The organism is Dyadobacter sp. BHUBP1, assembly GCF_050587785.1.
Classification (GTDB): domain Bacteria; phylum Bacteroidota; class Bacteroidia; order Cytophagales; family Spirosomataceae; genus Dyadobacter.
The window spans coordinates 572382-597455 of the sequence record NZ_JBOBIH010000004.1; the positions used below are offsets into that span (position 1 = coordinate 572382).

The 25074-nt window shown below is 52.4% G+C and carries 12 protein-coding genes; 11 read left to right on the forward strand and 1 reads right to left on the reverse strand.

The features are described from left to right. Positions 1-11 precede the first annotated feature (11 nt). Complete coding sequence (locus tag ACQ4MZ_RS18925; RefSeq protein ID WP_430847319.1) at positions 12-1775, forward strand: flavin monoamine oxidase family protein; 1764 nt, start codon at positions 12-14, stop codon at positions 1773-1775. A gap of 194 nt (positions 1776-1969) precedes the next feature. Here the strand turns inward: ACQ4MZ_RS18925 and ACQ4MZ_RS18930 are convergent, their stop codons facing one another. Then, positions 1970-2293 carry a hypothetical protein gene (locus ACQ4MZ_RS18930; protein ID WP_430847320.1) on the reverse strand — a complete coding sequence of 108 codons (324 nt, stop codon included), beginning with the start codon at positions 2291-2293 and terminating at the stop codon, positions 1970-1972. 439 nt (positions 2294-2732) lie between these two features. On the opposite strand from ACQ4MZ_RS18930, the gene ACQ4MZ_RS18935 reads away from it, so the two are divergent. From ACQ4MZ_RS18935 to ACQ4MZ_RS18980, 10 genes are all read left to right on the forward strand, one after another. Next, entirely contained in the window at positions 2733-5093 is a 2361-nt protein-coding gene (locus ACQ4MZ_RS18935; protein ID WP_430847322.1) for a right-handed parallel beta-helix repeat-containing protein, read from the forward strand. 102 nt (positions 5094-5195) lie between these two features. Continuing rightward, positions 5196-9410, forward strand: a complete 4215-nt coding sequence (locus ACQ4MZ_RS18940) for a two-component regulator propeller domain-containing protein (protein WP_430847324.1) — start codon at positions 5196-5198, stop codon at positions 9408-9410. 247 nt (positions 9411-9657) lie between these two features. Beyond that, positions 9658-12885, forward strand: a complete 3228-nt coding sequence (locus ACQ4MZ_RS18945) for a SusC/RagA family TonB-linked outer membrane protein (RefSeq protein WP_430847326.1) — start codon at positions 9658-9660, stop codon at positions 12883-12885. A 17-nt stretch (positions 12886-12902) separates the two neighbouring features. Then, the gene (locus ACQ4MZ_RS18950) at positions 12903-14582 is read left to right on the forward strand and encodes a RagB/SusD family nutrient uptake outer membrane protein (protein ID WP_430847328.1); all 1680 of its coding nucleotides are present in this window, start codon (positions 12903-12905) and stop codon (positions 14580-14582) included. Between the two features lie 70 nt (positions 14583-14652). After that, positions 14653-16212, forward strand: a complete 1560-nt coding sequence (locus tag ACQ4MZ_RS18955) for a glycoside hydrolase family 30 protein (RefSeq protein WP_430847330.1) — start codon at positions 14653-14655, stop codon at positions 16210-16212. Between the two features lie 136 nt (positions 16213-16348). After that, entirely contained in the window at positions 16349-18292 is a 1944-nt protein-coding gene (locus tag ACQ4MZ_RS18960) for a T9SS type A sorting domain-containing protein (RefSeq protein WP_430847332.1), read from the forward strand. 53 nt (positions 18293-18345) lie between these two features. Further along, positions 18346-19659 (forward strand): hypothetical protein, encoded by a 1314-nt coding sequence (locus tag ACQ4MZ_RS18965; protein WP_430847334.1) that lies wholly within the window; start codon positions 18346-18348, stop codon positions 19657-19659. Positions 19660-19860: 201 nt separating this feature from the next. Next, positions 19861-20421 (forward strand): RNA polymerase sigma factor, encoded by a 561-nt coding sequence (locus tag ACQ4MZ_RS18970; RefSeq protein WP_430847336.1) that lies wholly within the window; start codon positions 19861-19863, stop codon positions 20419-20421. A gap of 221 nt (positions 20422-20642) precedes the next feature. Continuing rightward, the gene (locus tag ACQ4MZ_RS18975) at positions 20643-21902 is read left to right on the forward strand and encodes a FecR family protein (RefSeq protein ID WP_430847338.1); all 1260 of its coding nucleotides are present in this window, start codon (positions 20643-20645) and stop codon (positions 21900-21902) included. A 204-nt stretch (positions 21903-22106) separates the two neighbouring features. Further along, a complete protein-coding gene (locus tag ACQ4MZ_RS18980; protein ID WP_430847340.1) occupies positions 22107-25052 on the forward strand; it encodes a TonB-dependent receptor domain-containing protein in 2946 nt (981 codons plus the stop codon). Positions 25053-25074: the final 22 nt, after the last annotated feature.

The window sequence follows — 25074 nt, forward strand, 5'->3', positions numbered from 1 at the left end:
AAACCATCAACATGAATAAAAACACGCCGCTAAATAATGGGATGAAGCCCGGCTTGCAGATGGAAGTCGCGATCATCGGCGCGGGAACATCGGGTTTGTACAGTGCCTTCCGTCTTACCGACGTCGGTAAGTACGCCGGCGACCAGGTGCAAATTTTCGATATGAGCGAGCGGCTCGGCGGGCGGCTCGAATCGGTGATCCTGCCGGGAATGAACTTCTGGGGCGAATTGGGGGGCATGCGTTACCTCACTTCGCAGGAAATCGTGACGACGCTCATTGAAGGTTACCCGCTGACCGAAAAAGACCTGAGCAAACGTACCCCCGTGCTCAAAGACCATATGACGCCCGTTCCGTTCCCGATGGGTAACCCTGCCGACCTGCTTTTTTACCTCCGCAAGCAGCATTTCAAACAGAATGCCTGGAATGTGGCGCAAGACAAGGGTGAGAAGCTGGTAACCCGCTATTATCTCAACGACGACGACATTGGTTTCAGCTCCGACCAGCTTTTCAACAAGATTATCTACGACGTGCTCATGGCCGATCCGTGGTTTGTGAGCAACTATTCAAGCCTGGTGACGAAAGGGCCGACGCAATATGATTACGGATTCAAACTGACCAGCCGGGATTGGGACCAGGTGAAGCCTAACCTCACTTACCATTTCCCCGGATCGCCTTACGACGGGCGCAAAGTGAACGACCTCGGCTTCTGGAATCTGATCAAGGACCAGGTTTCGGAGGAAGGGTACAGTTTTGTGGCCAATGCGGGCGGGTATTATTCCAACACGATCAACTGGAATGCGGCGGAAGCATTTCCTTATATGGTAGGCGATTTTTCGGCTGATGTTACCTACAAAACCATCGAGGAAGGCTACGACAGCATTGCGTATGCGCTGGCGAACCAATACATGGGCATTCCGGGGGCGTGTATCTGGTCGGAAAACAAGCTGCTGACCTTCTCGAAAGGCCACGATCAGCGGGAGCACTATCGCTATGAGCTGACGTTCCTGAATATACCGGCTAACCAGATCTGGCATGCCTACGCCAATCACATCATATTGGGTATGCCGCGGAAGTCGCTGGAATTGCTCGATCAGCAGAACTTCTTTTTCAATTCCAATGAAAACACGGCCCTCGATCACAACATCCGCTCGGTGATCATGGAGCCTGCATTCAAAATACTAATGGGCTTCCGGGAGCCGTGGTGGAAAAAGCTGGGTATCGACTCGGGGCATTCGATCACCGACCTTCCGATGCGCCAGTGCTACTATTTCGGTACCGATCCGCAGAACAACAACTCGATGCTGCTGGGCAGCTACGGGGATATGGAAACGGAGACATTCTGGAAGGCACTTTCGGATGATACCGTGCTTTTCAAAGTCAGTGCGGCAGAATCGGCCTCGCTCGCGGAGCTGAAAGCGCTCGAAAGAGAGCAGGCTACCCAACTGATGGTGAACGAAATTATGAACCAGCTGCGTGAGCTGCACGGCGCGGATGTTGAAATCCCTGAACCATACGTGACCTATTTCAGGGACTGGTCCGACGACCCATTTGGTGCCGGGTACCATGCCTGGAAAGCCGGTGTTGCGGTCTGGAACGTCATGCCCTACATGCGCAAGCCTGATACCGATGAAAATATTTATGTCGTAGGCGAAGCCTATTCCGATCAGCAGGGATGGGTGGAAGGAGCATTCTGCGAGGCGGAGAAAATGCTGGAATCGCATTTTCACCTGACCCGTCCGACGTGGTTGAGCGATACCTATTATATGGGCTGGTAGGAGTTGAGCAATCCCGGCGGCTACCGGGAGGGTCAGCTAGACATTGGAATGACAAAGGGCGCCTCGTATCAGGCGCCCTTTGCGTTTTCAGTTTAATCTTGTCCCCGGAAGGGCTTAGATCACAATAATGTCTAGTTTCATAGCAGATTGAGTTTTAACCTTGTTGGCTTAAAAGTAATGTAATGATACGGCTTTCAATTCACAATTTCAAATGTGTTGCCCGATTTGAAAGTGCCTTCCTTGATATCATGTTTTGAATATGTTCTTACAAATACGCTTCCCAAGCCGGTAAGTTCATGTTTGCAGATTACTCTCAGTTCGACGATGTGGTGTTCATTTTCATTAAGTATCGTCAAAATGTCGTCGGTGGTCAGAAACCACAGTGCATATTCGGATTTCTCGCCAACACGGAACGGTGCCACGTAGTTGTACTGATCTTTTACCAGCGCCAATGGGACAGTCCGGTGGTTCGTTTTGCCCTCCGGGCCGGTCATGGGGATCTTTTGAGTAACTTCCACACGAAGGTCAAATGCCCTGAAAAGCGATCTGTTGATGATTTTGAAGCAATACCATTTGTTCGATCGACCGCCGTAGGATTTGACATGCGTTGCGATCTGACCGGCTATTTTAATGCGCGGACGAAATAAGAGCAGAAGCGTAAAAAGAAAGGAAAAGGATGTAATAAAGCCCGAAAGAACGTCGGCGATAACTGACAGAAGATTCTCTGCTCTAAAAAGATAAGTGCTTCATTCATAATTCAGGTTGATGAAAGTTCTGCAAATTGACAAATAGCCCTGGGCAACAAGGTTTAGATATAAGGCTGATGATGGAATTTCTTATTCAGCTATTTACCCATCGGCAGGTATTAATGAGTTTTCGTGTTAGGTAGATATCAGTCGATCGATTGCTTTGTTACGTGTGATTTGTACAGAATAGCAGAACATTTTCCCGCTCTTTATGACCTTTTTTAGAACCAGGTTTCTTATTGTCAGCCTGATAACCGTCGTGTTTTGTACGGTATTTACGAGCTCATTATTCGCCGCGGACATTTACGTGGCGCCGGATGGTAACGATCGAAACCCCGGGTCGCGGGAGAAGCCGCTGGCAACGCTTGAAGCTGCGCGCAACAAAGCACGTGGCATGCGCGGGACGGTTACCGTATTTCTACGGAAAGGTACGTACCTGCTTTCCAGACCCCTGGTTTTCGGGCCGGAGGACTCCCGGAGCGAGGGACAGACGCTTACCTTCAAGTCCTACCCGGGAGAGAAAGTAACCATTAGCGGTGCAGCAGCAGTTGCCGTTAAATGGTTGGAATACAAAGGGAATGTCAAGAAGGCGACGATTAATGGCAACTACATTTTCGACCAGCTTTTTATCGGTAAGAAAAAGCTGCACATGGCGCGTTACCCGAATTTCGACCCGGCGGCGAGCCATTTTGGCGGGTATTCGGCGGATGTACTGTCTGCGGCCAAAATCAAGTCCTGGAAGAAACCGGAAGGCGCATTCGTTCATGCAATGCACAAGCACGAATGGGGCGACTACCATTACCGGGTAACCGGCAAAAGCAGCGACACCACCCTGGCGCTCGAAGGAGGTTATCAGAACAACCGCCAGATGGGTATGCACGATAAATACCGGTTCATCGAAAACCTGCTGGAAGAGCTCGACGCACCCGGCGAATGGTATTATGACGCCGCGTCGCACACGCTTTACGCATACGCGCCGGACGTGCCCGTGGTGCTTACACCGCAGATCAGACATTTGTTCGAATTCCGAGGATCGGTGGGGAAGCCCGTACGGAATATACATATCGAGGGGCTCGAACTCACGCATACCCTCCGCACTTTCATGGAAACCAGGGAACCGCTGCTCCGCAGCGACTGGGCTATTTACCGCGGCGGAGCGGTGTTGCTGGAAGGCACTGAAAACTGCGCCATCCGGAAATGCCATTTCAATGCGACAGGCGGCAACGGGGTGTTTTTCAGCAATTATAACCGGGGAGGCGAAGTGTCGGGCTGCCATTTCGAGGAAACCGGCGCCAGCGCGGTTTGCTTCGTAGGCGACCCCGCCGCGGTGCGTTCGCCGGCTTTTGAATACAACCAATCGGTGCCTTACGACCAGATGGATAAGACGCCCGGCCCGAAAACCAACAATTACCCGGCCCAATGCAGGGTTTACGATAACCTGATGCACGGTCTGGGGCGTGTGGAGAAGCAGATTGCCGGCGTGGAGATTTCGATGAGTATGGAGATCACCGTGAGCCATAACACGATTTACAACATCCCGCGTGCGGGCATTAACGTGAGCGAGGGCACGTGGGGCGGGCATGTGATCGAATTCAACGATGTATTTGATACTGTGCTTGAAACGGGCGATCATGGGTCGTTCAATTCCTGGGGCCGCGACCGGTTCTGGCATCCGGTGCGCGAAAGGATGGATAGCCTCGCAGCTGCGCATTCCGAGCTGATCCTGCTCGATGCCGGCAAGACGATCGTCATCCGCAACAACCGTTTCCGCTGCGATCATGGCTGGGATATCGATCTCGATGATGGAAGTTCCAATTATCACATTTACAATAATTTATGCCTGAACGGCGGTTTGAAGCTGCGCGAAGGGTTTCAGCGGGTGGTGGAGAACAATATTATGGTCAACAACTCTTTTCATCCCCATGTATGGTTTGCCCGAAGCGGGGATGTGTTCCGGAAAAACATCGTGACCAAGCCGTACGCGCCTATCCGGGTGAATGAATGGGGCAAGGAGGTCGATTATAACCTCTTTCCCGACCAACAGGCGCTGGAAAAGGCCCGTCTGAATGGTACCGATGCCCATAGCGTGGCTGGCGACCCGATGTTTGAAGATGCTACCCGAGGCGATTACCGGGTGAAACCGGGCAGTCCGGCATTGAAAATCGGGTTTGTGAATTTTCCAATGGACCAGTTTGGTGTCGTTTCGCCCGAGCTGAAAAGCCAGGCGGCGCATGTTCCGTTGCCGGCGATCAAAAATGTAGCCGATGGCAAAACCACATCGGAAACGGCATGGCTGGGCGGCAAGTTACGGAATGTCAACGGGCTGGGGGACCGCTCGGCATATGGGTTACCGGATGAGAAGGGTGTAGTAGTGGAAGCGGTATCGGAAAACAGCATTCTCGCGCGCGCAGGCATGAAGCCGGGCGATGTGATCCGCGTCCTGAATCATCGCGACATCGCCAACGTGACGGAGCTGATGGACGTTTTTCAGGAGATCAACTGGATGGGAGAGGGAGAGGTGGCATTTTTCAGGAACCAGTCCATCCAGAAGTTGAAGGTATCCTTTAAATAGTCGGCGCCGATTCTGTTATATTTGAAGTTCCGCCTGTAAAAAACGGGGCGGGTAAGAACCACTTCGTTCGGAAATATGTCAGAAAAGCGGGTTATGCGGGTGATGAAACGCATATTTTCAAATTCAATAGCACTTTGCCTGTGCTGCGCAGCTCTGGCAGGGCATGCTGTGGACAACGCCGCCGGGCGGGTGCTTCGTTACTCGATTCGGGAAGGCTTGTCGTTTGGCGTGGTGAACAGCATTGCGCAGGACAACGACGGCCTGATGTGGTTCGCAACAGGCGACGGCGTGAGCCGGTTTGATGGTACTGCATTCAGAAACTTCAAATACGACCGCAACGACCCGCATAGCTTGCCGGGTAATTATGTCAAATCCATCATTCGGGATAAAAACGGTACGATTTGGGTTTCCTCCCGCGACGGGATCGCCGAGTTTGTGCCCGCCCGCCAGCGTTTCAACCGGTACAAGCCATTTCAAAACAAAAGTGGCGTCGGAAACGATGTGAGCGACATCAGTCAAGGGCATGGCGACCGTCTCTGGCTTGCCTTGAATGGCTCCGGGTTTGCTTCATTCAATACTAAAACTCATCAGTTTATACATCATAGCCAGCAAACACTGCCCGGACTTTTCACGAATTCCATCCTGAATGTGTTCGAGGATTCGCAGGGAATGCTCTGGCTCGGCTCGCGCGATAGTGGGATCGAAGTGTGGAAATACAACCCTTCCGGCAAATTGGTGAAGGCCGGGGTGGACACGGATAATGTGCCGGCGTCGCGGATCAATGCCATTTATGAAGACCATTTGCGGAATGTGTGGATCGCGTCTTCCCGGGGGCTGATCTTGTTCAAAAGAGCTGAAAACCGCTTTTATGATTTGCATATCAATACGTTTCATCACAGCGATATCTACCTTTCGCTGATCGAAGATCGCCAGCAGAACCTGTTGATCGGTGTGCAGGATGGCGGGGTCTACCGCCTCGCATTGTCGCAGATGGCGGTGCGAGCGCCGGATGCACTGGTTTTCGAACAAGTGCATGACAAGGATAATAAGGGCATTACGCAGCGCTCGGTGCAATCGCTTTATATTGATAAGGACCGCAACGTGTGGCTCGGCACGTATGGCGAGGGGACGTACCTGATCAGCGCCATACCCGAGAAATTCAGGAAGTTTGAACAAAAAACCATTGATTCCCGAGCCGAAAGCTATTTGCGGTACTATGGAATGTGTGCCGACAAAGACGGTAACCTGTGGATCGGTACGGATGGCGACGGTATTTACAAAACGACTGCATCAGGTGAAGTAATCAAGCATTACGCCGCTTCCGGCCAGCCCGGCCAGTTGCCCGACGGGGCCGTCATCGCCGCGCACCGCGACAGGCAGGACCGGTTGTGGTTTGGTACCTATTCCAAAGGGCTGGTCCGCTACGACCCCGCCACAGACAGCTTCAAGCGTTATGCAGCAGATCCGTCGGACCCGCATTCACTGGGTAAAAACGATGTGCGGGTGATTTACCAGGACCGACGCCGGAATATCTGGGTCGGGACGAACGGGGGAGGGCTGAGCTTGCTCAACGAGCGGACCGGGAAATTTCGCAATTTCATTCCGTCCAACAGTTCGATCAATGCGAACGATGTCCGGGCCATTACGGAGGATCAATACGGGAACCTCTGGATTGGTACTTACGGAGGCGGGCTCAATTACCTCAATACCCGTACGATGGAGTTTGCCGCGTGGTTCAATGCGGCGGGTAAGGAGCCTTATTTGTCGAATCGCATTGTTTTCTCGTTATATATGGATGGTCTCGACCGGCTTTGGATCGGGTCGGAAGGGAATGGGCTGCTATTGTTCGATACGCGGGCGAAAAAAGTCCGTCTTTTCGATGAAAAACGCGGTTTGGCGAGCAATGTGATCAATGCGATCCAGCCGGAGAGCCAGGACAAAGTATGGGTGAGTACCAACAAGGGATTGTCGAGGATCGACTTAAAGGCAGGTTCGATCGAGAATTTCGATACCAGCCACGGCCTGCAAGGCGGTCAATTCAATCCGGGTTCTGCGTTATTGAATACCAAGAGCGGTTTCATGAGCTTCGGCGGTACGGAGGGCTGGAACCTCTTCGATCCGAAACAGGTGCGGGCATCGCGCTACCAGCCGAAGGTAATGATCAGCGGGATCAGGATATTCGGAAAAGACAAGGAAAATGAGGCGATCTCGCTATTTGAATACCTGGGCAAACAGCGTAGGTTTTCGATCAAACCCGACCAACCTGTTTTTTCAATAGACTATACGGCATTGAACTACGCTTATCCGGAGCTCACGCGCTACGCCTACATGCTGGAAGGCCTGGACAAGGACTGGAACTACGTGGAAAACGAGCGCTCGGCAACCTACCGCTACCTGCCTTCGGGGAATTATGAATTTAAGGTGAAGGTGGCCAACCAGGACGGCATCTGGTTTGAAGACTTTGCTTCGCTGCCGATCCGTGTCATGCCGCCCTGGTACCAGAGCTGGTGGGCCTATTTCCTCTACATCCTGGCGATCGGGGTCGTGTTGTACTATTACCAGCAATACAAGCTGGGCCAGGAGAAGATGAAGTATGAAGTGCAGCTCGCGCACATGGAGACGCGCCAGCAAATGGAGCTGAACGAGAAGAAATTGTCGTTTTTTACGAACGTTTCACATGAGTTCCGTACGCCGCTTACATTGATTATCAATCCTATACGGGAGATGATGCAAAGCGCCGTTGGCGCCGACGTCTCGTCGGTGTCGCCATCTGCCGACGTCTCGTCGGCGACCACCGCCAACATGCACATCATTTATCGCAATGCCAAACGCCTGCTCAGCCTCGTCGACCAGCTGCTGCTTTTCCGCAAAGCCGACCAGCAGACCGACCAGCTCAAACCCGCCGCGCATCACTTTCCGCAACTGGTTACCGAGGTATTCCAATGCTTCCTGCACCAGGCCGAGCAAAAACACATTCATTACGAGCTGACACTACCCGAAACCGAACTGGAAGTGCTTTGTGATTGGGAGAAAACTGAAATAGCTATTTTTAACCTCATTTCCAATGCATTGAAATTCACCCCCGAGCGGGGAACGGTCCACGTAAAGGTGTTCGACCTTGGCGATCAGGTTGAAATTACGGTGAGCGATACCGGGCCGGGGATTCCGGCGGATGCAGGCGAGGATATTTTCAAGGTTTTTCACCAATATGCCGACCGCCGTTTTACGGCCAAGGGTGGTTTTGGAATTGGATTGTACCTGGCTAAAACATTCGTGGAGAACCACTTCGGGCAGCTGCGGTATGAATCGGAGCTCGACCGTGGGACTACGTTTCACGTTTTACTTTGGAAGGCTCACCCGGACCTTGTTTCCCATGCCCGCGGAAGCGAAATACCGGGTTCGGTATTGCTTGAAGAGCTTTCGGATGGGGTAATGCCGGTGAAAGCACCTGCGCTGCCCGATTGGCAAAGCGAGTTGCTGGATATGAAGGAGCCTTCGACCGAAAGTCACACAATGCTGATTGTCGACGACGACCCGGAAATCAGGCAGTACCTGGCTTCCATTTTCTCGGGAAAGTACAAAATGTTCGACGCCGGGAGCGGGGAGGAGGGGCTGGAACTCGTACGGAAGCATTTACCCGATATTGTGATCAGCGATGTGATGATGGGAGGTACTTCGGGTATCGAACTGTGCCGGCAAATGAAGCTCGATATGGCATTGAGCCACATTCCGGTGATCCTGTTGACGGCCAGCACCTCGCAGGACGTGCGCCTGAAAGGCATTGAGGGCGGAGCCGACGATTACATCAGCAAGCCGTTCGATAAGGACATTCTGGTGGCAAGAGTGGCGTCGATCCTCCGTAACCGCAACGATCTCCAGAGGTATTTTTACAATGAAATCACCCTGCAGACGAGCGATTTCAAGATTTCAGTCGAGTATAAGGAGTTCCTGACCGAGTGTATCCGCATTGTGGAGAACCACATCACCGACCCAGGTTTCAATGTTAAAGTGCTTGCAGCGGAAATCGGGATGAGCCATTCTACGCTCTATAACCGCATTAAGTCGATTTCAGGGCAGTCGGCGACCAGTTTTGTGAGGTTCATACGCCTCCGTAAGGCCGCCCAGCTGCTCATCACGACTGATATCACGATCAGCGAAACGGCATTCAGCGTCGGCATCAACGACATCCGCTATTTCCGTGAGCATTTCCAGAAACTGTTTGGAATGAAGCCTTCGGATTATGTGAAAAAATTCAGAAAGCCGTTCCACGAGCGCAGCACGATCGATAAGGACCTTTTCCGGAAAAAGGCTGTGTAAGCCGGACGTTTATTGGAGTATCCCCAGCTTTTCATGCCTGATTCCAACAGAATCGGGCATTTTTTGTGAATTCACCCCCTCTTTAATGCGAAAATGTCCCCCTATGGCCGGGTTGAAATAGTCCTACTTTTGATTGATCAATTTATAAAAGCGGCGGGCGGTCGCTCTGGTTTATGACTAAACCAAGATCGCCGGCCTGCTGCTTCAGTGAACTGATCGGCATCAATTATTCAACTTTTACAGCTGTATGAAAAAAACTTTTTACAGAGGTGATGATGTTCGGACAACCCTCCGGGTGGCCCTTTACACCGTCAACTGGCCGATCCGGCCAATTCTCGGAGCAACCCCGCAAAAAGGTACCGGTCTGCCTGCCATTGGCAACGCCCTCCGGGCGAGTTTGTGCACCGCGTGTTTTTTGCTGCTCTTCGCCTTAACCTCCCTTTCAGCGTTTGCACAAGGCACTTTTAACGTGAAAGGAACGGTCACTTCCGAAACAGGCGAAGGCCTGCCCGGCGCAAGTGTGATCCTGAAAGGTACTTCTACCGGTACTACTACCGACGTGGACGGTAAGTATTCGCTGAACCTGCCGGATGGCAACGGTACGCTCGTGTTTACCTACATCGGTTATCTGAACCAGGAAATCGTGGTAGGCAACCGCTCCCAACTGGACGTGAAGCTCGCTCCCAACGATAAAACCCTGGACGAGATCGTGGTCGTAGGTTATGGTACGCAGAAAAAGGCCACATTGACGGGCTCTGTTTCGGAAGTGAAAGGAGCGGACATTGTGAAAAGCCCGCAACCCAACCTTTCGAACTCCCTGGCAGGCCGGTTTTCGGGCTTCGTAGCCAACAACCGCGGCGGTGAGCCGGGTTACGATGGTTCGAGCTACACCGTACGCGGTTTTGCGACAACAGGTAATAACGACGTACTCATTGTCGTGGACGGTATTCCCGGCCAGGTAGGAGGGCTCGATCGCCTCGATCCGAACGATATCGAGAGCATTTCGATCCTGAAAGATGCTTCGGCAGCGGTTTACGGAAGCCGTGCGGCCAACGGGGTAATCCTCGTCACCACCAAACGCGGTACAACGGGCAAGCCGGTCATTTCTTACAGCTTCAACCAGGGTTTTTCGTCGGCTACACGACTTCCCAAGCTCGCGGATGCGCCTACGTATGCGACGATCATGAACGAAATCGATTACTATAACAATCCGTCGGGCGGGATGAACCAGCATTATACGGCGGAGGAAATCGAGAAATTCCGCAACGGTTCCGACCCATTGAACTACCCGAATACCGACTGGCAGAAGGAAGCGCTCAAAAACTTCGCGTTGCAAAACCAGCATAATCTGGCAATCAATGGCGGTACAGACAACGTAAAGTACTACGTGTCGCTGGGCACGATTTACCAGGATGGTTTATACAAAAACGGTGCGACGAAGTACAAACAGTATAATTTCCGCTCGAACATTGACGCCAATGTGACCAAGGATTTCAAAGTTAGCCTCGGGCTCTCCGGTCGTCAGGAAAACCGTGCATTCCCGATTTCGTCGGCAGGAAATACCTTCCGTTCGATTTACCGTGCTTACCCTACGGTGATTGCGCAATATCCGAACGGCTACTATTCGACCGGCGTCGAGAACCAGAACCCTGTGGTACTGGGAACCAACATGGGTGGTACCGTAAGCAACCCCACTTCAATTTTCAACGGTATCCTGCGCGCGAGCTACAACCTGCCATTTGTGGACGGTCTTTCGGTGGATGGTTTTTATTCGGTGGACAAGTCGTTCAACTTTTCGAAGTCGTTCAGCATTCCTTACACGCTTTATAATTACAACAAGGCAACCGGCGCTTACACAGGCGTTGTTACCGGTGGTTCGGCAGGTGCGGCGTCAATCGACCAATCGCAGCTTAACATCACCAACATCACGCAGAACTTGCGCTTGAACTACCTCAAAACGTTTGGCAAACACAATATCAATGCATTTGTGGCCTTCGAGCAGAACAAGCGTAACGAGGCCAAATTCGGTGCAACGCGGATCAACTTCCCGACTTCTTCCACGCCGGAGCTCTCGCAGGGTGGCGCGGCTGCAACCGACAAAAACAACTCAGGTAGCAGCTTCAACTTCACCCGTCGCAGCTACATCGGGCGTTTGGCATACAACTTTAATGAGAAGTACCTCGCCGAAGTGCAGGCGCGTGTGGATGGCTCGTCGGTTTTCCCGAAAGGCAAGCAGTATGGTTTCTTCCCTTCGGTTTCGGCGGGTTACCGCATTTCGGAAGAGGATTGGTTTAAAAACAGCGTCAACTTCATCGACGACCTGAAATTCCGTGCTTCTTACGGAACATTGGGTAACGATAACGTGGGCCAGTTTCAGTTCTACAACAACTATTCGTTCGTGAACCAGTATGTGCTGGGCAACAATGTGATATCGCCAGGTATCGACCTTACGAAGCTTGCCAACCCGAACATCACCTGGGAAACTTCCAAGAAGCTGGATATTGGTTTGAATGCGGTATTCCTGAAAAACTTCAATATCGAGGTGATCTATTTCAATCAGAAAAGATCGGATATTCTTGCGGCGAGAAATGCTTCTATTCCAAATACTTCGGGTATCGTAAATCCTTATAAAACCAAAGACAACACGCCGCTGGTACCGGACGAGAACCTTGGAAAAGTGAATAATACCGGAGTGGAAGCGACATTGGGTTACAACCACAACGGCAAGTTCCGCTACAACATTTCAGGAAACATTACCTACGCCAAAAGCAAGGTGATCTTCATCGACGAAGCACCGGGCGCGTTGGATTACCAGCGGCAGACAGGCGGACCGCTTTATACTGAGTTGCTGTACAATACCCTTGGAATTTTCCGCTCGCAGGCGGATCTCGATGCGTACCCGCACGTACAGGGCGCGCAGCCGGGCGACCTGATCCTCGAAGATTACAACAAGGACGGGAAGATCACGGCCGACGACCAGGTGCGCAGCAAATACGGAAATGTACCTTTGCTGACGTATGGTTTGACTTTCAATGCAGGTTACGATGCATTCGACCTGGCGGTGGTATTCTCCGGTCAGGGCATGGTGAGCCAGTATGTGTTGCCTGAATCGGGGCAGGTAGGAAACTTTTACAGCAGCTGGGCCGACAACCGTTGGAGCCCGAGCAATCCCGATGGTTCATACCCTCGTGTCGACACCCGTGCTTCTTCGTCGATCAATGGCGGTTTGTATGCCAATAATTTCTGGTTGAATAATTCGTCGTTTGTCCGTCTGAAAAACGTGGAACTGGGCTATACACTGCCTAAGGCCGCATTGACGAGGCTGAAAATTTCGTCGCTGCGCGTGTATGCAAGCGCATTCAACCTGTTTACGATCACCGGCGTGAAGGATTACGATCCGGAAGGTAACAATCCAAGCGGCCAGTTCTATCCGCAGCAGCGAATCCTGAACCTGGGCCTCAACATCAAATTTTAATGGAAATCATGCTTAACATGAAAATAAAGAGCTTCACATTACCAGCCCTGGCCGCGGCGATGATGCTTTCGCTGTCTGCGTGCGACCAGAATTTCCTGGACGTCGTGCCCACCGACCGTGTGTCCGACGCCTCCATTCTCTCCGACTCCGTACTTTTTGAAGCGTACGTTACCAACCGCTACATGGGCGTTCGCCTGACCGACAAGGAAGCGGAAGGGACATTGCCAGGCTTCGGCCGCGGTTTTGAATACGCCATGTGGTCGTCGGTTACCGATGAATCTATCTACAACAACGATGATAATACCTGGCTGATCCAGCGGGGCCAGATCGCGCCGGAGAACACCGGCATCGCGGGTACATTCTGGGGCCGCAGCTACCGCAGCATCCGCGAGATTAACTACGCCCTGGCGAATATCGACGCCGTGCCGATGAGCGCCGGTCGCCGCAACCGGTTGAAGGGTGAATTGCAGTTTATCCGCGCATTCCGCTACCATGACCTGATCCGCAACTACGGCAAAGTGGTTCTGCTGGGGGATAAAGTTTATGAAGTGAGCGACAACCTCACAGGCCCCGAGCTCTTCCAGCGGGCGGAGATCAAGGCTGGTCTCGATTACGCCATCTCGCAGCTGGACGAAGCTGCTGCATTGCTGCCTGCATCAAACGACAATAGCACCTGGAAGCTGGGCCGTGCTACCAAAGGCGCTGCATTGGCATTAAAGGCGCGCCTCGCATTATACGCTGCCAGCCCGCTTTACAATGCAGGCACCTGGCAACAGGCGGCCGCGGCAGCGAAAGCAGTGATGGATTTGAACAAATACAGCCTCTATACCGGCGGCTACGGCAATCTTTTCACGACTACCGACAATCAGGAGATCATCTTCGGCCGCTTGTACGCGGTAGGCGCACGCCACGTGTGTCTGGAAATTTCGAATGGCCCGAACGGCTACAACGCATGGGGTGGCAATGTACCGACGCAGAACCTCGTGGACGACTACGAAATGATGGACGGCACGCGCATTACCGACGCCAATACCAGCTATGACGCAAAAAACCCGTATAAAAACCGTGATCCGCGTTTTTATGCTACCATTCTGTACAACGGCGCACCATACCGCGGCAGCACGGTCGAAACATTCACGCCGGGCGGTAAGGATAGCAAAGACGGTCCTTCAAACTGGAATACTTCGAAGACCGGTTATTACCTGAAAAAATTCATGAATGATAACCTGCCTATCGACAATCCGTGGGATGTGGCTGGTACGCAAACCTGGATTTACTTCCGTTATGCGGAGATATTGCTGAACTACGCAGAGGCGCAAAACGAAGCTTCCGGTCCGGATGCGAGCGTATACGCGGCTGTGAACGCGATCCGCCAGCGCACGGGTGTGGGCATGCCTGCATTACCTGCGGGCCTTACGCAAGCGCAGATGCGTGAGCGTATCCGCAACGAACGCCGCATTGAGCTGGCATTCGAGGAGCACCGTTTCTATGATGTACGCCGCTGGAAAATCGCCGGCACTGTCGAAAACAAACCTGCTTACGGAGTGGAAGTGGGTAAGAGCGGCAGCACATTTACCTATACCCGGAAGGAAGCGCTGACAGGTCGCGCCTTTGCCGACAAGCAATACTGGCTCCCGATCCCGCGCAACGAGATCCAGGCGTCGAACAACCAGCTCGAACAAAACCCTGGTTATTAATGCAATCTTCACTCCCGGTGCCTCAGCCGCCGGGAGTTCTTTTTCTATCCATTCCCTGACAGACCATTTCATGCTAAATTCCCAACACCTTGGAACGTTGTTCCTTGGAATCCTTATGGCTGCGTCCATTGGCTGCAATGGCGGCGATCCCGTTGTCGAAAGCGGGGGACCGGCGCCAGCCGTAACGATCCGTATTGATCCGTCGAAAAAGTACCAGACAATCCGAAATTTCGGGGGCTCCGACGCCTGGGCGTGCCAGTTTGCCGGCAACTGGCCGCTGGCGAAGAAAAACGGCATCGCCGACCTGCTTTTCAGTACCGATACCCTCGCTGATGGTCATATGAAGGGCATCGGGCTGTCACTCTGGCGGTTTAATGCAGGCGGAGGTACCACCGAGCAGGGCGAAGCCAGCGGTATCCGTGACGAATGGCGCCGCGCCGAATCTTTTTTCGCCGCAGACGGCGGCTACGATTGGAACAAGCAAGCGGGGCAAATGTGGTTTCTGAATGCAGCCAAAGAGCGCGGCGTCAAGGAATTTCTGCTTTTCCCGAATACGCCGCCGGTGCAGTTCACCACCAATGGGAAGGGCTACGCTACCAACGGCCAGCCGAACCTTGCTTCACAGCAGTTCGATAAGTTCGCGGGATATCTGGCCGACGTGATCGATGGCATCCGCAAGAAAACGGGTATCACTTTCCAATATGTGAGCCCGGCGAACGAGCCGCAGTGGGATTGGAGCGACGGAGGGCAGGAAGGAACGCCCTATTTCAATAACCAGGTAGCAGCCATCACGCGGTCTCTGAGTGCGGCACTTTTGAAGAAAAACCTCCCGACCCAAATCAATATTGCGGAAGCCGGGCAAATCGAGTACCTCTATTCGGAGCATAACCGTCCGGGACGCGCAAGCCAGATTTCCGCCTTTTTTGACAAAAGCAGTGCCGATTACATTGGTAACCTGCCTAATGTAGTCCCGGCGATTTCGGCACATAGCTATTTCACCACTTCCCCATACAGAGCGGCCGTCGAAAAGCGCACGCAGCTTGCAAATGCAGTGGCGACGGTGCCGGGGCTGGAATACTGGCAGTCGGAATACTGCATATTGGGTGATAATGAGGGGGAAATCAAGGGCGAAGGCCGGGATCTGAGCATCACTTCGGGGCTGTACATCGCCAGAGTAATCCATAGCGACCTCGTCAATGCGAATGCAACGGCCTGGCACTGGTGGCTTTCCGTTTCACCTTATGATTACAAGGATGGATTGGTTTACATTGATAAAAGCAAAACCGACGGTCAGTACCAGTCGTCCAAAATGTTGTGGGCACTGGGTAATTTCAGCCGTTTCGTACGTCCCGGCGCAAGGCGCGTGGAGGCTTCCAGTAGCCTGGGCACCGATGGTTTACTGGCTTCTTCCTATTTAAATACCAATAATGAACTGGTAACCGTGATCGTAAACAGCGATAACGAGGAAAAAGAAGTTCAGCTGGCTCTCGGATCAGGACAGCAAGCGGGTGCGGCGAAGGCTTACGAGACTTCCGCTCAAAGCGATCTGGCCCCCGTGAAGGTGAGCGGCTCAGGTGGTAAGTTTTTAGTAAAAGGCCGCAGCATTGTTACGGTAGTTAACAAAATGTAGTCCAGTTATATGACGAAAAAACGGCGGGTTGGTTCATCGAGCCAACCCGCTTTCTGTTGTATAGCCTTTTTGTAATGTAATAGTTACAACCTATTTTTGGCCATACTACTCATCCAACTCTATCCGGTTTTGTTATATGACTGAATTTTTACTTTCTCTGCGCTCAGGCATACTCGCCTACGCGATTTTTTTTGCTGTTCCAACGTTGTCCAGGGCCCAGGATTGGAGCCAGGTCCAGAAACTGCTGGCGAAATATCCTAATGGTAATTCTGCGGCCATCCCGAGCATGGATTACGGTCAAAGTGTTAGTATCTCGGGTAACTACGCGGTCGTAAGCGCTCCCAACGATGCTTACGACGCTTCCGGCGGCGATTATAAGCCGATGGCAGGAAGTGTTTATGTACTCATCAAAGAAGCTGGTGAGTGGAAGCCCGCTGCAAAACTCACAGCCCCGGTGCGTAATGCCTACGCGAGGTTCGGTGCTTCGGCGGCAATCAGCGGTGATTACGTAGTGGTAGGCGAAACAGGTGCGATGGCAGTCGAGGGTCAATACGTGGGTCTTGCGCACATTTTTAAGCGTGCCCAGGGAGGTGCAGGCGCCTGGGGATTGGTGAAGAGCATTCAGACGCGCACCATTAATCCCGGTGACAGTTTCGGAGAAGCGGTGGACATCAGCGGAGATTTCGTGGTAGTTGGAGCTCGTAACGACGATTTCGATGTGAACGACGCAAATTTTGTCGATAATGCAGGTGCCGCATACATCTACGAAAAGAACTCAGGCGGTGCAGATAATTGGGGTTTGGTCAGGAAAATTGCTCCGGCACTCAGGGAATTGGGCGATAGCTTCGGTGTTTCGGTAGCCATCGAAGGTGATTTGTTCGTTGTGGGGGCACCCGGCGAGCGGCAGGATGCATCCGAATTAGTACCATTGTCTTATACAGGGGCCGCATATATTTATCGAAAAGACCAGGGCGGAGTCGGTAACTGGGGACAAGTGAAGAAGATCGCGCCGACTGTGCGTGCGGAACAGGATTGGTTTGGAGCTGATGTGGATATTTCGGGGAATAACATCATCGTCGGCGCGCCGTTTGAAGATGAAGACCAGGACGAATTAAACTACCTAGGCGACGCCGGGGCAGCCTATATCTTTTCGAAAGACGAGGGAGGCACAGATGCCTGGGGTCAGGTACGCAAGCTCACTGCCACGACGAGAACTGCCGATTCATGGTTTGGAAACAGTGTAAAGATTAGCGGCGACTTCGCCGCGGTGGGTAGCAGTTATGAAGATTTAGATGGTCAGGGCCAAAATTTCGTATCTGGGGCCGGAGGGGTGTACCTTTTCAAAAGGGATGTTGCCAATGGCGGCCAGTGGATACCCGTCCAAAGGTTATCGCCTTCTTTACGCGTCGGAGGTGATAACTTCGGGAAATCCGTGGCATTAAGCGGCACCACCCTTTTTGTGGGCGCTTTTGGCCTCGCGCGGGAAGCCGGAGAACTCGATGTATTTAGTCCCGGAACCGTTTACATTTTCCAACAAGGTCCGGCGCTGCCCGTTACTCTGGCCTCATTCAAAGTTTCCAAAGTCGAAAACCAGGCATTCCTGCAATGGACTACTTCCGTGGAAACCAACACTTCCCATTTTGAAATACAAAAAAGCCTGAACGCGAAGGATTGGACGACGATCGGGACGCGAGAGGCGGCGAAGGAAAGCAATGCAGTGCTCCACTACACACATTGGGACAGTCAGCTGGCGGCCGGGAACATTTATTACCGGTTAAAAATGGTCGATCAGGACGGCACTTTTGCGTACAGTAGCATCCGTAACTTGTTGAGGGATAATGGGGCAGGACTTGTGGCATTTCCGAACCCGGTAACTGAGAAAATTTTTATCAAGACAACCGGTTCCAACCAAATTGCGGCTGTGGAAATCCGTACTACTGCCGGCCAGCTTGTGCACGAAACCGCCCAAATCGACGGTGAGGGCATTTCGGTGGGCAAATTGGTGCCGGGAACTTACATTATTCAAATCCGGAATGTGGATGGTACATCGGCTGCCCGGAAGATAACTATTAGCAGATAAGCGACTGGCTGGCACGGAATTTCCGGTAGCGCAGACAATCCCTGAAACATTTTATGTCTACAAGAAACATCCTTGCCTTGCTTGCGACCCTGCTGCTCATCGCGGCAGCGCGTCTGTACCTTGTCGAAACCTACGCCATCCCGCTGCCCTTCTGGGATCAGTGGGATGCGGAAGGGGATCATCTCCTGAGGCCGTGGATCGAAGGCCGCTTGCATATCGACTATCTCTGGGACCCGCACAACGAGCACCGCATTTTGCCGACGCGGTTGCTGTCGCTGTTGATTTTTAATATCACAGGTGTTTGGGACAACCTTATCGAGGCGCGGGTGAATATCCTGGTGGCGGCCTTCATTCCGCTCACTTTCCTGCTGTTTTTAATGCGCCAAAAAGCCTTGTACGGTCCCCGCTGGCTGGTATTGATCGCTATCATCGCTCAATTTGCGCTTCCGTTTGCATTTGAAAACGTGCTGGTAGGCTTCCAGAGCCAGTTTTATTTCCTGATCATTTTCACGCTTTTTGCGATTATTCTGGCCGCGCAATACCCGGACAGCCTCCTGGCGATGGCCGGTGTGCTCGCGCTGTCGTGGCTGAGCGTGCTTACTATGGCATCAGGTATCTTCACGCCCCTCGCCGCTGCGGGCGTGTATGCATTGCAGGCCTTTCAAAAACGGGAAATCAATGGGAAACATGTGGGGCTGGTGGTTGTGCTGGTAGGCCTGGCGGTGTTAGGATATTCCATTATGCCGCAGATCGAGGCAAACCACGTTTACCGCGCCCGCAATCTCTCGGATATGCGAAAAGCATTGCGCTTCATATTAGCCTGGCCTGTGTCCAAGAGCTGGCCTGCTGCGATCGTTTTGTGGATACCCGGCCTGGCGATGGTTCCCTGGCTTTTACGGAACCGGACGCTCTCCCGCGCAGACCTGTTCATGGCCGGGTGCGTAATGTGGTCGCTTGCGCAGACGGTCGCCATCGCGTACGGGCGCGGACAGGAGATGGGGGGCGTATCCTCGCGCCACTCCGAGCTATTCACTCCCGGACTGATCGGGAATGCCTGGTTCGCGGCGCGTTTTATCGAGATTACGTTTAAAAACAAGCGTGTAGCGTGGCTCGGGGCAGTTTTTTTCGTCGTATTTATCATGGGCCACATCACACGCCGCAAGCGCGATATGCTCGCTGTACACCAGACCTATGACCTGTCGATGAAGCAGGAGGCAAACGTGCGCAAGTACCTTAAAACCGGCGACCCGTCGGTGCTGGTCCAGCCGCAGTTCGAAATACCGTATCCGGACTCCATCCGTCTGCGAAGCCTGCTCGACAACCCGACGATACGCCCCATTCTGCCACCGTATTTGAGTAGGGATTAAAGGGAGGATAGGAGGAAGGGGAGGATGGAGGAAAGGGATCGTACGAGCATCACATCTGACAATACCTGATTATACTTGACAAAACTCCCATCCCCCTTTCCTCCATTCTCCCTTTCCTCCTTTCACCCAAAATAAAAATTGTTTAATTATATAAAAAGGTGTAGGATTGCAGTCCCGATAGAACTGACGTACCTTCCCTGAATGCAATCCCATCCCGACAACAATGCTGATGACGCCGACTTGTGGAAGTCGTTTCGCGCGGGGGATGATGAGGCTTTCGGGCGGATTGCCCGGCATTACTACAAAAGCCTTTTTAGCTACGGAGCAAAGTTTTCGCGTGACAGGGAGTTTGTCAAAGACTGTATTCAGGACCTTTTCATGGAGCTCTGGGCCAAACGCGAAACGATCGGGGATACGGCGTTCGTCAAGTTTTACCTGCTCAAATCACTCCGCCGGAAAATTTACCGGGAAAGCCAGCGCCAGCAATGGATCAGCGAGGGTGAGGAACTCGATTTTTCCGCCGAAGTTAGTGGTGACGCCTCCATTGAAGAGCATATCATCGAAATCGAGACCAACGAGGCGATGCTCAAAACCCTCAACCAGCAAATCAACCTCCTTACCCGCCGCCAGCAGGAGGTGATCTACCTTCGCTTCTTCGAAAATATGGATAATGAGGCCATCGCACAAGTGATGGGGATCTCCCGGCCGGCCGTTGCCAATTTGCTTTATCGTACCATCCAGGAATTGAAAGATCGTTTGTAAGCGCACGCTGGTGCAAAGCTCCCGCTTTGCATGCACTATTCGCAGGCCTCCGGCCGGTCCCTAACGCAATGTCGTTTTGGCGATACCGACCGGCCAGAGGCCTGCGAATAGTAAGCACGAAGGTCGGCCTTCGTGCCATTCAACTCTTTTAAAAAATTTTGAAATATTTTGATTATTCCAACACGCCCGCTGCCTATGTATAGTTAGAAAACAATTATAACATGGATCAGTACCAGGAATACACGCTTGAAGATTTCGTCCTCGATGCCCGTTTTCAGGGCTGGGTGCGGCATCGGGGAGCCGCAGATGCGGTATTCTGGCAGCAATATCTCGATGAGAACCCCGCCCAGGCGGATGACATTCAAGGTGCCCGCAAATTGCTCGACAGTGTTTACCGGCACTACCGCACCGATATCGACGAGGTAGAAATCGACCTCGAAATTCAGGGGCTTTTGGAACGCGTTCGGATTGAGAAGCAGCGGCATTCTGTGGAAGGAATTAATGGGTCAGGTATTGTTAGAGGGTCAGGTATTGTCAGGGAGTCCGGTGTTGTTAGTGGGTCAGGTATTGCCAATGAGTCAGGTGTTGTCAATGGGCCGGATGTTGTTGGAGAGTCAGGTATTGTCAATAGGTCAGGTGTCGTGCGGAAGATGCCTTCGGGTAGGCCCTGGTATGCGGATATTTGGGTGAAAGTGGCGGCTTGTGCAGTGGTGGTGATTGGGTTGGGATGGGTCGGATGGCAGTATTATCGTTCCAATAATGGTTATAACGGGCTTGTATCGGGTAAAGAGCTGGTCGAGCGGGTAAATACTTCCGGGAAGCAGCAGGTGATCAAACTGACGGACGGCACGCAGGTGGTGTTGTACCCACAGTCCAGATTGAGCTTCGCTGAAACATTTCCGGCCGATCAGCGTACGGTCTATTTGTCGGGCGACGCGTATTTTCAGGTAGCCAAGGATCCTAAAAGGCCGTTCCTCGTGCATACGACGGACCTGGTGACCAAAGTGCTCGGTACCAGCTTCTTTGTGCGGGCCAGGGATGCTTCGGACAAGACGCTGGTGGAGGTGCGCGAAGGGAAAGTGTCGGTGTTCAAGCAAAAAGAATTTGCGGCACGCAGGAATGTGCAGTCCCAAACGCCCAACGGCATGGTGTTGACGCCCAATCAGAAGCTGATCTTTGAGCATGCCAGCAGCGAAATGCGCCGAACGCTGAGCGATAACCCGGAAATCGTGCCTTCGGACCATCCTAAAACCTTTGAATTTGTAAATGCACCAGCTTCGTCCGTGCTTACCGACATCGAGGAGGCTTACCAGATCGACATCATTTTCGACCGTGACGTCATGAAGGGATGCCCCGTAACGGCATCGCTGGCCGGCCAGCCGATGTTCAGCAAACTGAGCATTCTCTGCGAGGTGATCGAGGCGCGGTATGAAGTGGTCGACGGGAAGATCGTCATTTATAGTAAAGGCTGTAAAAGCTAGAAACCCTTTTTCAACCATTCAAAACCCGGATGCCGATGCGTATATAGAAGAAAGTGAGTACAAAAAAAGAGTCGGACAATGCTACCAACATGCCCGACCCTCATGAATCCCCATATTTGTTTTCGACCGCAAATACTATCCGTCCAAAGAAGGATAACGGGGATTGTTTTATCAAAATCTAACCTCAATAAAACAGTCAAATGTATGAAAGAAGCTTTTAAGTTTCAATTTATTTTCAAAGTCATGCGGATATCGCTGTGCCAGTTTTTACTTGTGGGATTGTGGGCGCTTGGTACGGCCAAAGCGACGGATGGCCAGGCGCAGGCGCTTTTGTCCCAAAAAGTAACCGTGGATATTCAAGAGCAGGGAATCGAAAACGTGTTGGGCAACCTGGAAAAGCAGGTGAACGGGAAATTTGTGTACAGTGCCAAAATGATCGGCAGCGATCGGAAAGTGAGCGTGAAGGCGGCCCAGAAGCCATTATATAAAGTATTGGATGAAACCTTGAAACCCCTCGGGCTGCATTACCGCGTGACCGACAACCTGATCATCATCAGCCGTTCGGATAAATCAGCGGGCGGCCCCACCACGGGCATCCGGAGCCGGGCGACTGGATACACCATTTCGGGGAAGATCACCGACGTCTCGGGCGAGACGCTCAGCGGCGTAACGTTGATACTCAGCTACAACAACCTCGGCGTCGTGACGGACATTAACGGAACTTACAGCTTTACCGACATTCCCGATGGTAGTTATACGTTGAATGTGACGAGCATCGGTTTTACAGCTATCAAAAAGGAAATACAGGTGGCCGGCCAGGATGTCCAGCTGAATATCGAAATGAAGGACGACATTCTGCAATTGCAGGAAATCGTCGTGACGGGCGGTAACCCGAAGAAGAAGATCGAAAGCAGTGTGGCGATCACCACGATCAATAATAAGGACATTCAAACCCGTGCGCCGTTGAACAGTACCGACCTCCTGAAAGCCATTCCAGGCCTGACAGTGGAAAGTACCGGAGGCGACGGGCCCGGTAACGTGTGGGTACGCGGTTTCCCGCAGCAGGGCGGCTACATTTTTCTAGGGATCATGGAAGATGGTCTGCCGGTTTTGCCCACGGGTTTCAATTCCATTCCTTCCGTGGACCAGTATTATAAAACCGATTTGACCATTAAGAACATCGAAGCCGTGCGCGGCGGCAATGCGTCGATCGTGATGGCCAATACGCCGGGCGCGGTGATCAACAACCTGAGCTATACCGGCGCGGATAAGACTTATGGCAAGTTCAAAGCAACGACCGGTCTTTCACAAGGCCTCTACCGCCTCGACGGTAACGTCGGCGGCAAGGTAAACGACCGGATCCGCTACAACATCGGCGGCTTTTTCCGCACCGACAAAGGCATTGTGCCTCCGGGTTATACAGCCAACCAGGGCGGTCAGTTGAAGGGCAATATGACTTTCAATTTCAAAAACCAGAAAGGTTTCGTGCGAGTCTATGGAAAGTACCTGAACGACAAGGTGCAATGGATGCTGACCAGTTTCTATCCGTACGACGGAAGTGGCAAACCTGCCAAAACCGACAATTTTGATATGGTCACCCAGTCGCTGGCGACGGTCGATACCAAATTCAGCTATACCGATGCCAACGGCGTGACGCGTAACTACGATTTCGCCGATGGCATCCACACCAGGCAGGGCTCTGGCGGTTTCCAGTTCAACTACCTGCTTGACAACGGTTGGGAAGTGAACAACAACTTCCGCTACCAGCATACCAACCGGACCGTGACAGCGGGTATTCCGGCCAGCATTATAACCTACAACGGATCGACACCTTACTACTACCTGGATGGCTCAGAGGCCGGTTTGAAAGCGGGGGACCGCATTGTGAATGTGACCGGCATCGGCCAGCAGGGTAAGGATGTGCAGATTGTGGATTATCTGGATTTTAAAAAGTCGATGAGCAACCATAATGTAGGCTTTGGTGTAGGTATCCACCAGTTCAACCGCAACGATGGGCCTAATTACAACTTTTCTTATCAGCAGGAGTTTAAAGAAAAGCCCAAAAGATTGCTGGCCTCGCCCACGGCTGCGAAAATTACGGCTACCAACCTGACTACGGTCATAGGCGATACGCGTACGTTGTCTGCCTACGCATCGGACGAGATCACTTTGAATCCCCAATGGCGCCTCGACCTCGGTGCACGCATCGATAACCAGAATGTGGACGGGAAACGTCCGTTCTACGCATTCAAAGCGGACGGCACACCGGATTATACCAAAGGAGCCGGCCTGACGATCGCCGGTTACACCGATTACTCCGAAACGATCACCAACTGGGCAGCTACGGCGGGCTTGAACTATAAAATCAACAACGAAGCGGCCCTCTTCGCACGTGCTACCCGTGCTTATAATGCGCCTACGATCGCGGATTACAACGCTACCGCGTACGATCCCGCGAAGATCAAGAAACGTCCTGTGTACCTGGGTGAAGTGGGGGTGAAATATGCCAAAAACGACTTTTCACTGTTTGCTTCTGCCAGCTATTCCGCGATCAAGAATGTGTCGTTGTCCATTACCGTGCCGACCATTTCCTCGGGTAACCAGGTACTTGTCGCATTCGGCTCAACCCGTACTTACAGTGCTGAATTCGAAGCGTCATATAAGCTGACGAAGGCGCTGAGCCTCCGCTGGACAGGTACCTTGCAGGATTCGAAATACACCGATTATACCGCGAATACCAACACCAACTCGGCGATTGTGGCCATCCTGGGCGATACCACTTACAGCTTTACAGGCAAGCGCACCGAACGTGTGCCGGTTTTCAATACCGAATTGTCGGCGACTTACGATTACAAGAAGTTCAATATTTATCTGGCTGGAAACTACATCGGATCGCGCTTTACGTCTCCGAGCGACAGCTACAAGCTACCAGCCTATGTGCTCATGAAAGGGGGCGCAGGATACAATTTTACCAAGGCGATCAATGCCCGTTTCTGGGTGGATAACCTGCTCAATGCAAGAGTTTTGACGGAAGGTGACGTGCGCGGAGACCAGTTCCGCAACTTCGCCGCCGTGGAAAAAGGAACAATGATGCCGGGACGCACGATTCTCCCGAGGAGTTTCTGGCTCTCGTTGTCTTACGAGTTTTAATACTGATGGATGAAAGGAGGGT

Coding starts and splice junctions, on each gene's coding strand:
- ACQ4MZ_RS18935 (WP_430847322.1), top strand. CDS start 2,733: ATGACCTTTTTTAGAACCAGGTTTCTTATTGTCAGCCTGATAACCGTC.
- ACQ4MZ_RS18940 (WP_430847324.1), top strand. CDS start 5,196: ATGAAACGCATATTTTCAAATTCAATAGCACTTTGCCTGTGCTGCGCA.
- ACQ4MZ_RS18950 (WP_430847328.1), top strand. CDS start 12,903: ATGAAAATAAAGAGCTTCACATTACCAGCCCTGGCCGCGGCGATGATG.
- ACQ4MZ_RS18955 (WP_430847330.1), top strand. CDS start 14,653: ATGCTAAATTCCCAACACCTTGGAACGTTGTTCCTTGGAATCCTTATG.
- ACQ4MZ_RS18980 (WP_430847340.1), top strand. CDS start 22,107: ATGAAAGAAGCTTTTAAGTTTCAATTTATTTTCAAAGTCATGCGGATA.
- ACQ4MZ_RS18965 (WP_430847334.1), top strand. CDS start 18,346: ATGTCTACAAGAAACATCCTTGCCTTGCTTGCGACCCTGCTGCTCATC.
- ACQ4MZ_RS18925 (WP_430847319.1), top strand. CDS start 12: ATGAATAAAAACACGCCGCTAAATAATGGGATGAAGCCCGGCTTGCAG.
- ACQ4MZ_RS18945 (WP_430847326.1), top strand. CDS start 9,658: ATGAAAAAAACTTTTTACAGAGGTGATGATGTTCGGACAACCCTCCGG.
- ACQ4MZ_RS18960 (WP_430847332.1), top strand. CDS start 16,349: ATGACTGAATTTTTACTTTCTCTGCGCTCAGGCATACTCGCCTACGCG.
- ACQ4MZ_RS18975 (WP_430847338.1), top strand. CDS start 20,643: ATGGATCAGTACCAGGAATACACGCTTGAAGATTTCGTCCTCGATGCC.
- ACQ4MZ_RS18970 (WP_430847336.1), top strand. CDS start 19,861: ATGCAATCCCATCCCGACAACAATGCTGATGACGCCGACTTGTGGAAG.